Raw genomic sequence first — 10,908 nt, forward strand, 5'->3', positions numbered from 1 at the left:
GATCAGTCAATTCTTACAGGAAATAGTACCATGCAGCCAAACGACATCACTTTTTTTCAACGTTTCCAGGATGACATTCTGGCTGGGCGTAAAGCCATCACCATCCGCGACGAGTCTGAATCGCACTTCAAAACGGGTGATGTGCTTCGTGTCGGACGTTTTGAAGATGACGGTTATTTTTGCACGATTGAAGTCACCGCAACCTCAACCGTAACGCTGGATACACTGACGGAAAAACATGCAGAGCAGGAAAATATGACCCTGCCTGAACTGAAAAAGGTCATTGCTGACATCTATCCCGGTCAGACACAATTTTATATGATTGAATTTAAATGTCTTTAAATTGAACTCACGCCTGTTTGTTGAAATTTCGCATTTAATTTCATGATTTTTAGGAGATTAGTCTCAAATCAGAATTTATTTTAGCTAACAGGTGTTCACTGGAACTATTCTCAGTTACGCTGGAGAGGTATACATGTGCGTGTACGTTTCTCTGGAGTAAGTTATGGTTCAGAAGCCCCTCATTAAGCAGGGATATTCGCTGGCAGAGGAAATTGCCAACAGCGTCAGTCACGGCATTGGGCTGGTGTTTGGTATCGTTGGGCTGGTGTTGCTACTGGTTCAGGCGGTGGATCTCAATGCCAGCGCCACAGCGATAACCAGTTACAGCCTCTATGGCGGCAGTATGATCCTGCTGTTCCTCGCTTCGACGCTCTATCACGCCATTCCTCATCAACGGGCAAAAATGTGGCTGAAGAAATTTGACCATTGCGCTATTTACCTGTTGATTGCCGGAACCTACACGCCGTTTTTGCTGGTGGGGCTGGATTCTCCGTTAGCGCGCGGGTTGATGATTGTTATCTGGAGCCTAGCATTACTGGGGATTCTGTTCAAACTGACCATCGCGCACCGATTCAAAATTTTATCTCTGGTGACTTATCTGGCGATGGGCTGGCTGTCGCTGGTGGTAATTTATGAAATGGCAGTTAAGCTCGCGGCGGGCAGCGTTACCTTACTGGCGGTAGGCGGCGTGGTTTATTCGCTCGGGGTGATTTTCTACGTCTGCAAACGCATTCCATACAACCATGCCATCTGGCACGGCTTCGTGCTCGGCGGTAGTGTGTGCCACTTTCTGGCGATCTATTTGTATATTGGGCAGGCGTAATGGGTATGCCTTTGTAGGCCTGATAAGACGCGTCAGCGTCGCATCAGGCATCGGAGCGCAACCGCCGGATGCGGCGTGAACGCCTTATCCGATCTACGGGCCTCGTCCCTGTTGTGATAAAGGCATCAAATCCCAGACATGATAAGACGCGTCAGCGTCGCATCAGGCGATAAATGCCTGATGCGATACAGAGATTTACTCTTCGAGCGAATACGGCAGCGGCTCGATATGCAGTGTATTCGCATCGTCGCGTACGCGGAAGATGCTGTCCGGTTCCATATCGTTATTCATGACGACCTGTACCACGACCTGACCATCTTCCAGTTTTACCGCAGCCAGCACCGTACCGGTACGACGCCAGTTCTCGCCCATTTTCAGCTCTAAGTCTTCACCAGCTTCCGGCAGTCGGCTGGCACTACCTGCCAGCAACCAGAGCGCGCGTTTGTTGGCACCACGGAATTTTGCTCGCGCCACCATCTCTTGTCCGGTATAACAGCCTTTCTTAAAGCTGATACCGCCCAGCGCCTGGAGATTGGTCGCCTGTGGGATAAACTGCCCGCTGTTGGCGGCATCAATCACCGGGAAACCAGCTTCAATGTTTAATGCCAGCCACTGTTGGCTATTGTTCAGTTCCGCTTCACCGCGCAGTTTATCGGTCAGCATATTAGCAGTAGCTTCATCGGTTACGATCAGGAAACGTTCTGCCGGGTGTTCAAACCATAGCAAAGTGGTCGCGCCTTCTTTGACTACCTGTTTTTCTTTCGAAGGCAGTTCGCTAAAGAGATTTGCCAGCGCGGCGCGCGCCTGAAAACCGGCAACACCAAGCAGCACACGCTCGTCGTCTGGCGCGATGGTCACTTTAGAGAATACCGCATATTTTTTCAGTTCAGTCAGCTGCGGTTCACGCACGCTGCGCCGTTCAATCCATGCAAAGCCATCGCCGTCGCGGAACAGACGTAAATTGCTCCACATTTTACCTTTGGCGTCGCAATGGGCGGCGAGCAGGTGCTGATCTTCTGCCATCTGGCTGACATCTGCTGTCACCTGACCCTGCATATATTTTTCGCTGTCCGCGCCAGTAATGGTGGCAAGCGCCCAGTCATCAAGCGTCATCAGCGTCAGCGGTAAACGGGCAGAAGCCGTAGGCTGACGTGGAGGAAAAGGTGTAAAAGCCATAATAGAGTCCTGAGTTGCTTAACGGCGTATTAATGACTAATGGTAAAAGAGCTATGAGGCAATGCAAGTGCTTTCACTACGCGATCTGTGCCTTCTGCGAGGCGACTGCCAAAAAAATGAAGCCCTTGAATTGTTGTGAATTAATTTCGCGATCGCGATGGTGTTTACTGATATTCCCGTAAAAGAAGTCGAAAAACACGTTACAATAGCCGGGTACTGGATTTTCGTGAGACAGGAAGAAGATGGACATTAACAACAAAGCCCGCATTCATTGGGCATGCCGCCGTGGTATGCGCGAACTCGATATTTCAATCATGCCGTTTTTCGAACATGAGTACGACAGCTTAAGCGATGACGAAAAACGCATCTTTATTCGTCTGCTGGAATGTGACGATCCGGACCTGTTTAACTGGCTGATGAATCACGGTAAACCGGCCGATGCAGAACTGGAAATAATGGTCCGACTCATCCAGACACGGAACCGGGAACGTGGTCCTGTGGCAATCTGATTTGCGCGTCTCCTGGCGCGCACAGTGGCTTTCCTTGCTGATTCATGGGCTGGTTGCCGCTGTTATTTTACTCATGCCCTGGCCGCTCAGTTACACCCCGTTATGGATGGTGTTACTTTCGCTTGTGGTATTTGATTGCGTTCGCAGCCAGCGGTGTATTAATGCTCGCCAGGGGGAAATTCGCTTGTTGATGGACGGGCGTTTGCGTTGGCAAGGGCAGGAGTGGAGCATCGTCAAAGCACCGTGGATGATTAAGAGCGGCATGATGCTGCGTTTACGTTCTGATGGCGGTAAACGGCAACATTTATGGCTGGCAGCCGACAGCATGGACGAAGCCGAATGGCGGGATTTACGGCGGATTTTGTTGCAACAAGAGACGCAAAGATAAAGATGACGGCAAAGCATATGCGCTAAGCCGTCAGTGAGATCAGGCGTAATGCTCTGCCATTTCGTTGAGGATTTGCTCGCACCAGCTCTGAATACGCTCGTCGCTAAGGTCATACTGGTTAGTTTCATCCAGCGCCAGACCCACGAACAGTTGCCCGTCAGCAATCACCGGTTTCGGGCTGGTAAATTCATATCCTTCCGTTGGCCAGTAGCCGACGAACTTCACGCCTTTGGTCGAGAGTTTGTCATGCAGCATACCGAGCGCATCGAGGAACCACTCGCCGTATCCCAGTTGATCGCCAAGCCCATACAGCGCAATAATTTTACCTTCAAGGTTCAGGTCGTCGAGCTGATCCCAGACGGCTTCCCAGTCTTCCTGGATTTCACCAAAATCCCAGGTCGGGATACCCAGAATGAGCACATCGTACTGCTCCATTAATTTCGGGGAGTCGTCCTTGAGGTTATGTAAGGTCACCAGTTCTGGGCCGATAATATCGCGGATTTTTTCTGCCGCCATTTCGGTGTAACAGGTGCTGGAACCGTAAAAAAGACCCATATTCATAACGTAAGCTTCTCGATTCTGCTGTGGCTTTTGCAGCTAGTGTATCAGAATCGCTTTAGTCACGGCACAATAAGGCATAATGGATCAAATGAGTGACCATAAGGGGCGCAAGTGAAACAGGATCTGACACGCATCGAGCAGTTTCTTGATGCTCTGTGGCTGGAAAAAAATCTGGCTGAAAATACGTTGAACGCTTACCGTCGCGATCTGTCAATGATGGTGGAGTGGTTGCATCACCGCGGGTTGACGTTGGCGACGGCGCAAAGTGACGATTTGCAGGCATTACTGGCAGAACGGCTGGAGGGCGGGTATAAAGCCACCAGCTCAGCGCGTTTGCTGAGTGCAGTGCGCCGATTGTTCCAGTATCTTTATCGCGAAAAGTTTCGTGAAGACGATCCCAGTGCGCATCTCGCTTCACCGAAATTGCCCCAGCGTTTGCCAAAAGATTTAAGCGAAGCGCAGGTCGAACGTTTATTACAGGCGCCATTAATTGATCAGCCACTGGAGCTACGCGATAAAGCCATGCTTGAAGTGTTGTATGCTACCGGGCTGCGTGTCTCTGAACTGGTCGGGCTGACAATAAGTGATATCAGCCTGCGTCAGGGCGTAGTGCGGGTCATTGGTAAAGGCAACAAAGAGCGCCTGGTGCCGTTAGGGGAAGAGGCGGTTTACTGGCTGGAAACCTATCTGGAACATGGGCGTCCGTGGCTGCTGAATGGTGTGTCAATTGACGTGTTGTTTCCCAGCCAGCGTGCGCAGCAGATGACGCGACAGACCTTCTGGCACCGCATTAAACATTATGCCGTGCTGGCGGGTATCGACAGCGAAAAGCTGTCACCGCATGTGTTGCGTCACGCTTTTGCCACTCATTTATTAAATCATGGTGCGGATTTACGCGTGGTGCAGATGCTACTGGGCCACAGCGATCTTTCCACCACGCAAATTTATACGCATGTCGCTACCGAGCGTCTGCGGCAACTTCATCAACAGCATCACCCGCGGGCGTGATGTCTGAAAAGAACGGGAAGATTTATGAAGAAAGGTTTTATGTTGTTTACTTTGTTAGCGGCGTTTTCAGGCTTTGCTCAGGCTGATGACGCGGCAATTCAACAAACGTTAGCCAAAATGGGCATCAAAAGCAGCGATATTCAGCCCGCGCCCGTAGCTGGCATGAAGACAGTTCTGACTAACAGCGGTGTGTTGTACATCACCGATGATGGTAAACATATCATTCAGGGGCCAATGTATGACGTTAGTGGCACGGCTCCGGTCAATGTCACCAATAAGATGCTGTTAAAGCAGTTGAATGCGCTTGAAAAAGAGATGATCGTTTATAAAGCGCCGCAGGAAAAACACGTCATCACCGTGTTTACTGATATTACCTGTGGTTACTGCCACAAACTGCATGAGCAAATGGCAGACTATAACGCGCTGGGGATCACCGTGCGTTATCTTGCTTTCCCGCGCCAGGGGCTGGACAGCGATGCAGAGAAAGAAATGAAAGCTATCTGGTGTGCGAAAGATAAAAACAAAGCGTTTGATGATGTGATGGCAGGTAAAAGCGTCGCACCAGCCAGCTGCGACGTGGATATTGCCGACCATTACGCACTTGGCGTCCAGCTTGGCGTTAGCGGTACTCCGGCAGTTGTGCTGAGCAATGGCACACTTGTTCCGGGTTACCAGCCGCCGAAAGACATGAAAGAATTCCTCGACGAACACCAAAAAATGACCAGCGGTAAATAATTCGCGTGAAACAACAGATACAACTTCGTCGCCGTGAAGTCGATGAAACGGCAGACTTGCCCGCTGAATTGCCTCCCTTGCTGCGCCGTTTATACGCCAGCCGGGGAGTACGCAGTGCGCAAGAACTGGAACGCAGTGTTAAAGGTATGTTGCCCTGGCAGCAACTAAGCGGTGTCGAAAAGGCCGTTGAGATCCTTTACAACGCTTTTCGCGAAGGAACGCGGATTATTGTGGTCGGTGATTTCGACGCCGACGGCGCGACCAGCACGGCTCTAAGCGTGCTGGCGATGCGCTCGCTTGGTTGCAGCAATATCGACTACCTGGTACCAAACCGTTTCGAAGACGGTTACGGCTTAAGCCCGGAAGTGGTCGATCAGGCCCATGCCCGTGGCGCGCAGTTAATTGTCACGGTGGATAACGGTATTTCCTCCCATGCGGGAGTTGAGCACGCTCGCTCGTTGGGCATCCCGGTTATTGTTACCGATCACCATTTGCCGGGCGACACATTACCCGCAGCGGAAGCGATCATTAACCCTAACTTGCGCGACTGTAATTTCCCGTCGAAATCACTGGCAGGCGTGGGTGTGGCGTTTTATCTGATGCTGGCGCTGCGCACCTTTTTGCGCGATCAGGGCTGGTTTGATGAGCGCGGCATCGCAATTCCTAACCTGGCAGAACTGCTGGATCTGGTAGCGCTGGGGACAGTAGCGGACGTCGTGCCGCTGGACGCTAATAATCGCATTCTGACCTGGCAGGGGATGAGTCGCATCCGTGCCGGAAAGTGCCGTCCAGGGATTAAAGCGCTGCTGGAAGTGGCAAATCGCGATGCACAAAAACTAGCCGCCAGCGATTTAGGTTTTGCGCTGGGACCGCGTCTCAATGCTGCCGGGCGACTGGATGATATGTCCGTTGGTGTGGCGCTGTTGCTGTGCGACAACATCGGCGAAGCGCGCGTGCTGGCAAATGAACTCGATGCGCTAAACCAGACGCGAAAAGAGATCGAACAAGGAATGCAGGTTGAAGCCCTGACCCTGTGCGAGAAACTGGAGCGCAGCCGTGACACGCTACCCGGCGGGCTGGCAATGTATCACCCCGAATGGCATCAGGGCGTTGTCGGTATTCTGGCTTCGCGTATCAAAGAGCGTTTTCACCGTCCGGTTATCGCCTTTGCGCCAGCAGGTGACGGTACGCTGAAAGGTTCCGGTCGCTCCATTCAGGGGCTGCATATGCGTGATGCGCTGGAGCGATTAGACACACTCTACCCCGGCATGATGCTCAAGTTTGGCGGTCATGCGATGGCGGCGGGTTTGTCGCTGGAAGAGGATAAATTCGAACTCTTTCAACAACGGTTTGGCGAACTGGTTACTGAGTGGCTGGCCCCTTCGCTATTGCAAGGCGAAGTGGTGTCAGACGGTCCGTTAAGCCCGGCCGAAATGACCATGGAAGTGGCGCAGCTGCTGCGCGATGCTGGCCCGTGGGGGCAGATGTTCCCGGAGCCGCTGTTTGACGGTCATTTCCGTCTGCTGCAACAGCGGCTGGTGGGCGAACGTCATTTGAAGGTGATGGTCGAACCGGTCGGCGGCGGTCCACTGCTGGATGGTATTGCTTTTAATGTCGATACCGCTCTCTGGCCGGATAACGGCGTGCGCGAAGTGCAACTGGCTTATAAGCTCGATATCAACGAGTTTCGCGGCAACCGCAGCCTGCAAATTATCATCGACAATATCTGGCCAATTTAGCGTCATCTTCTCTATAAAAAAGAGCGTGGATTGGGTACAATCCCGCTCTTATCACCGCATTTTGACTAGCTCAATAAAAGAAATCAGACCATGTTTGAAATTAATCCGGTAAATAATCGCATTCAGGACCTCACGGAACGCTCCGACGTTCTTAGGGGGTATCTTTGACTACGACGCCAAGAAAGAGCGTCTGGAAGAAGTAAACGCCGAGCTGGAACAGCCGGATGTCTGGAACGAACCCGAACGCGCACAGGCGCTGGGTAAAGAGCGTTCCTCCCTCGAAGCCGTTGTCGACACCCTCGACCAAATGAAACAGGGGCTGGAAGATGTTTCTGGTCTGCTGGAACTGGCTGTAGAAGCTGACGACGAAGAAACCTTTAACGAAGCCGTTGCTGAACTCAACGCCCTGGAAGAAAAACTGGCGCAGCTTGAGTTCCGCCGTATGTTCTCTGGCGAATATGACAGCGCCGACTGTTACCTCGATATTCAGGCGGGGTCTGGCGGTACGGAAGCACAGGACTGGGCGAGCATGCTTGAGCGTATGTATCTGCGCTGGGCAGAATCGCGTGGTTTCAAAACTGAAATCATCGAAGAGTCGGAAGGTGAAGTGGCGGGTATTAAATCCGTGACGATCAAAATCTCCGGCGATTACGCTTACGGCTGGCTGCGTACAGAAACTGGCGTTCACCGCCTGGTGCGTAAAAGCCCGTTTGACTCCGGCGGTCGTCGCCACACGTCGTTCAGCTCTGCGTTTGTTTATCCGGAAGTTGATGATGATATTGATATCGAAATCAACCCGGCGGATCTGCGCATTGACGTTTATCGCGCGTCCGGCGCGGGCGGTCAGCACGTTAACCGTACCGAATCTGCGGTGCGTATTACCCACATCCCGACCGGGATCGTGACCCAGTGCCAGAACGACCGTTCCCAGCACAAGAACAAAGATCAGGCCATGAAGCAGATGAAAGCGAAGCTTTATGAACTGGAGATGCAGAAGAAAAATGCCGAGAAACAGGCGATGGAAGATAACAAATCTGACATCGGCTGGGGCAGCCAGATTCGTTCTTATGTCCTTGATGACTCCCGCATTAAAGATCTGCGCACCGGGGTAGAAACCCGCAACACGCAGGCCGTGCTGGACGGCAGCCTGGATCAATTTATCGAAGCAAGTTTGAAAGCAGGGTTATGAGGAACCAACATGTCTGAACAACACGCACAGGGCGCTGACGCGGTAGTCGATCTTAACAATGAACTGAAAACGCGTCGTGAGAAGCTGGCGAACCTGCGTGAGCAGGGAATTGCCTTCCCGAACGATTTCCGTCGCGATCATACCTCTGACCAATTGCACGCAGAATTCGACGGTAAAGAGAACGAAGAACTGGAAGCGCTGAACATCGAAGTCGCCGTTGCTGGCCGCATGATGACCCGCCGTATTATGGGTAAAGCGTCTTTCGTTACCCTGCAGGATGTGGGTGGCCGCATTCAGCTGTACGTTGCCCGTGACGATCTGCCGGAAGGCGTTTACAACGAGCAGTTCAAAAAATGGGACCTCGGCGACATCCTCGGCGCGAAAGGTAAACTGTTCAAAACCAAAACCGGCGAACTGTCTATCCACTGTACCGAGCTGCGTCTGCTGACCAAAGCACTGCGTCCGCTGCCGGATAAATTCCACGGCTTGCAGGATCAGGAAGCGCGCTATCGTCAGCGTTATCTGGATCTCATCTCTAACGATGAATCCCGTAACACCTTTAAAGTACGCTCGCAGATCCTCTCTGGTATTCGCCAGTTCATGGTGAACCGCGGCTTTATGGAAGTTGAAACGCCGATGATGCAGGTGATCCCAGGCGGTGCCGCTGCGCGTCCGTTTATCACCCACCATAATGCGCTGGATCTCGACATGTACCTGCGTATCGCGCCGGAACTGTACCTCAAGCGTCTGGTGGTCGGTGGCTTCGAGCGTGTATTCGAAATCAACCGTAACTTCCGTAACGAAGGTATTTCCGTACGTCATAACCCAGAGTTCACCATGATGGAACTCTACATGGCTTACGCAGATTACAAAGATCTGATCGAGCTGACCGAATCGCTGTTCCGTACTCTGGCACAGGATATTCTCGGTAAGACGGAAGTGACCTACGGCGACGTGACGCTGGACTTCGGTAAACCGTTCGAAAAACTGACCATGCGTGAAGCGATCAAGAAATATCGCCCGGAAACCGACATGGCGGATCTGGATAACTTCGACTCTGCGAAAGCGATTGCTGAATCTATCGGTATCCACGTTGAGAAGAGCTGGGGTCTGGGCCGTATCGTTACCGAGATCTTCGAAGAAGTGGCAGAAGCACATCTGATTCAGCCGACCTTCATTACTGAATATCCGGCAGAAGTTTCTCCGCTGGCGCGTCGTAACGACATTAACCCGGAAATCACAGACCGCTTTGAGTTCTTCATCGGTGGTCGTGAAATCGGTAACGGCTTTAGCGAGCTGAATGACGCGGAAGATCAGGCGCAACGCTTCCTGGATCAGGTTGCCGCGAAAGACGCAGGTGACGACGAAGCGATGTTCTACGATGAAGATTACGTTACCGCACTGGAACATGGCTTACCGCCGACAGCAGGTCTGGGGATTGGCATCGACCGTATGGTAATGCTGTTCACCAACAGCCATACCATCCGCGACGTTATTCTGTTCCCGGCGATGCGTCCGGTGAAATAAGCATTACGTTATGCTCACAACCCCGGCAAATGTCGGGGTTTTTTATTTAAGCTGGGTAAATGCAGATAATCGTATTCTGGCTTCGCGATTTGTCGCCTGCATCACCATCCACGGACTGAACGCCCACGGCGTGGCATCAATACCGCGTAATACATCAGCTAAATCACACCATTGATAATCCATCACTTCATCATCGTTGATCTGTAACGCACTGGTGGTGCGTGCGGCAAATACCGGACACACTTCATTTTCCACAATGCCACTCGGATCGGTGGCGCGGTAGCGAAAGTCAGGATAGATAGATTCAGGAGGCGTAATTTCCACGCCAAGCTCATAACGGCAACGGCGGATCACCGCGTCTTCGCTGCTTTCTCCCAGTTGTGGGTGCCCACAAACCGAGTTAGTCCACACGCCAGGCCACGCTTTTTTGCTCAGTGCGCGGCGGGTAACTAATAATTGCCCCTTGGCATTAAACAGCCAACTGGAGAACGCGAGATGTAAGAGGGTGTCTGCCGTGTGTGCGGCATACTTTTCCAGCGTACCCGTGGGAACTCCCTGTGCATTCAATAAAATGACGTGTTCCGTTTGCATAATTTCTCACATGTAATTCTGATCACTCATCATTATAGATAATTGAAGAGTGAAATGATTAACCAAGAGAGCGTTTATCGACAACCGCCCGTTTTGAGCGGATGCCGACAGGTAAAAACCATTTAAAAAAGTAGCATCATATATTTGAAGCGACTTTCAATGGCCATTGCAACACAGTCAGAAATGACAGGAATAGAGAGAGTAAAAAGCAACAACAGACTGAATATAGCGCGCATTAAAAAATTCATATTATTCTCCATGCTCATTTTTCTTCAGCTTGCGCATCAGAAGCTGGATTTGCCCCTATATATCCAGACATC

Annotated in this window: 14 protein-coding genes; 10 read left to right on the top strand and 4 right to left on the bottom strand. The window is 51.7% G+C overall.

What is annotated here, in order from left to right; all coding sequences use genetic code 11:
• Window positions 1-30 precede the first annotated feature (30 nt).
• Together yqfB and trhA are read left to right on the top strand one after the other, a co-directional pair.
• Window positions 31-342 (top strand): N(4)-acetylcytidine aminohydrolase, encoded by a 312-nt coding sequence (gene yqfB, locus ACUU1M_RS04820; RefSeq protein ID WP_001182938.1) that lies wholly within the window; start codon window positions 31-33, stop codon window positions 340-342.
• Window positions 343-505: 163 nt separating this feature from the next.
• Window positions 506-1,165, top strand: coding sequence for a PAQR family membrane homeostasis protein TrhA (trhA, locus tag ACUU1M_RS04825; RefSeq protein ID WP_000250274.1), 660 nt, complete (start codon window positions 506-508; stop codon window positions 1,163-1,165).
• A 195-nt stretch (window positions 1,166-1,360) separates the two neighbouring features.
• On the opposite strand, the gene ygfZ is transcribed toward trhA, so the two are convergent.
• On the bottom strand, window positions 1,361-2,341 hold the full coding sequence (gene ygfZ / locus ACUU1M_RS04830; protein ID WP_000886062.1) for a tRNA-modifying protein YgfZ: 981 nt from the start codon (window positions 2,339-2,341) through the stop codon (window positions 1,361-1,363).
• Window positions 2,342-2,583: 242 nt separating this feature from the next.
• Between ygfZ and sdhE the strand changes: the two genes are divergently transcribed.
• Window positions 2,584-2,850, top strand: coding sequence for an FAD assembly factor SdhE (gene sdhE, locus ACUU1M_RS04835; protein WP_000354044.1), 267 nt, complete (start codon window positions 2,584-2,586; stop codon window positions 2,848-2,850).
• Window positions 2,831-3,238 carry a protein YgfX gene (locus ACUU1M_RS04840; protein WP_000244767.1) on the top strand — a complete coding sequence of 136 codons (408 nt, stop codon included), beginning with the start codon at window positions 2,831-2,833 and terminating at the stop codon, window positions 3,236-3,238. The genes sdhE and ACUU1M_RS04840 overlap by 20 nt, the downstream gene beginning before the upstream one ends.
• Before the next feature lie 39 nt (window positions 3,239-3,277).
• Here the strand turns inward: ACUU1M_RS04840 and fldB are convergent, their stop codons facing one another.
• Window positions 3,278-3,799: a flavodoxin FldB gene (fldB, locus tag ACUU1M_RS04845; protein WP_001055867.1), complete on the bottom strand. Its 522-nt coding sequence runs from the start codon at window positions 3,797-3,799 to the stop codon at window positions 3,278-3,280.
• A gap of 111 nt (window positions 3,800-3,910) precedes the next feature.
• On the opposite strand from fldB, the gene xerD reads away from it, so the two are divergent.
• The 5 genes from xerD (at window position 3,911) to lysS (ending at window position 9,997) form a co-directional block, all read left to right on the top strand.
• Entirely contained in the window at window positions 3,911-4,807 is an 897-nt protein-coding gene (gene xerD, locus ACUU1M_RS04850; protein WP_000806656.1) for a site-specific tyrosine recombinase XerD, read from the top strand.
• Window positions 4,808-4,831: 24 nt separating this feature from the next.
• A complete protein-coding gene (gene dsbC / locus ACUU1M_RS04855) occupies window positions 4,832-5,542 on the top strand; it encodes a bifunctional protein-disulfide isomerase/oxidoreductase DsbC (protein ID WP_000715213.1) in 711 nt (236 codons plus the stop codon).
• Between the two features lie 5 nt (window positions 5,543-5,547).
• Window positions 5,548-7,281, top strand: coding sequence for a single-stranded-DNA-specific exonuclease RecJ (recJ, locus tag ACUU1M_RS04860; protein ID WP_000813187.1), 1,734 nt, complete (start codon window positions 5,548-5,550; stop codon window positions 7,279-7,281).
• A 90-nt stretch (window positions 7,282-7,371) separates the two neighbouring features.
• A protein-coding gene (gene prfB, locus ACUU1M_RS04865; RefSeq protein WP_134797987.1) for a peptide chain release factor 2 occupies window positions 7,372-8,470 on the top strand; the annotation gives its coding sequence in 2 pieces (ribosomal slippage) (window positions 7,372-7,446 and window positions 7,448-8,470; 1,098 coding nt in all).
• 9 nt (window positions 8,471-8,479) lie between these two features.
• Window positions 8,480-9,997, top strand: coding sequence for a lysine--tRNA ligase (gene lysS, locus ACUU1M_RS04870; protein WP_000003068.1), 1,518 nt, complete (start codon window positions 8,480-8,482; stop codon window positions 9,995-9,997).
• Window positions 9,998-10,039: 42 nt separating this feature from the next.
• On the opposite strand, the gene idi is transcribed toward lysS, so the two are convergent.
• Window positions 10,040-10,588 (bottom strand): isopentenyl-diphosphate Delta-isomerase, encoded by a 549-nt coding sequence (gene idi / locus ACUU1M_RS04875; protein WP_001192805.1) that lies wholly within the window; start codon window positions 10,586-10,588, stop codon window positions 10,040-10,042.
• Window positions 10,589-10,642: 54 nt separating this feature from the next.
• Between idi and ACUU1M_RS04880 the strand changes: the two genes are divergently transcribed.
• Window positions 10,643-10,714: a hypothetical protein gene (locus ACUU1M_RS04880; RefSeq protein ID WP_128567310.1), complete on the top strand. Its 72-nt coding sequence runs from the start codon at window positions 10,643-10,645 to the stop codon at window positions 10,712-10,714.
• On the opposite strand, the gene yqfG is transcribed toward ACUU1M_RS04880, so the two are convergent.
• Window positions 10,711-10,836 carry a protein YqfG gene (gene yqfG / locus ACUU1M_RS04885; protein WP_001010156.1) on the bottom strand — a complete coding sequence of 42 codons (126 nt, stop codon included), beginning with the start codon at window positions 10,834-10,836 and terminating at the stop codon, window positions 10,711-10,713. The two genes, ACUU1M_RS04880 and yqfG, sit on opposite strands and share 4 nt — an antisense overlap.
• Window positions 10,837-10,908 lie beyond the last annotated feature (72 nt).

Source organism: Shigella sp. SIG6, assembly GCF_053555815.1.

Excerpts from the sequence above, each read along its gene's own strand:
- yqfB (WP_001182938.1), top strand. The coding sequence starts at position 31 with ATGCAGCCAAACGACATCACTTTTTTTCAACGTTTCCAGGATGACATT.
- trhA (WP_000250274.1), top strand. The coding sequence starts at position 506 with ATGGTTCAGAAGCCCCTCATTAAGCAGGGATATTCGCTGGCAGAGGAA.
- ygfZ (WP_000886062.1), bottom strand. The coding sequence starts at position 2,341 with ATGGCTTTTACACCTTTTCCTCCACGTCAGCCTACGGCTTCTGCCCGT.
- sdhE (WP_000354044.1), top strand. The coding sequence starts at position 2,584 with ATGGACATTAACAACAAAGCCCGCATTCATTGGGCATGCCGCCGTGGT.
- fldB (WP_001055867.1), bottom strand. The coding sequence starts at position 3,799 with ATGAATATGGGTCTTTTTTACGGTTCCAGCACCTGTTACACCGAAATG.
- dsbC (WP_000715213.1), top strand. The coding sequence starts at position 4,832 with ATGAAGAAAGGTTTTATGTTGTTTACTTTGTTAGCGGCGTTTTCAGGC.
- lysS (WP_000003068.1), top strand. The coding sequence starts at position 8,480 with ATGTCTGAACAACACGCACAGGGCGCTGACGCGGTAGTCGATCTTAAC.
- idi (WP_001192805.1), bottom strand. The coding sequence starts at position 10,588 with ATGCAAACGGAACACGTCATTTTATTGAATGCACAGGGAGTTCCCACG.
- yqfG (WP_001010156.1), bottom strand. The coding sequence starts at position 10,836 with ATGAATTTTTTAATGCGCGCTATATTCAGTCTGTTGTTGCTTTTTACT.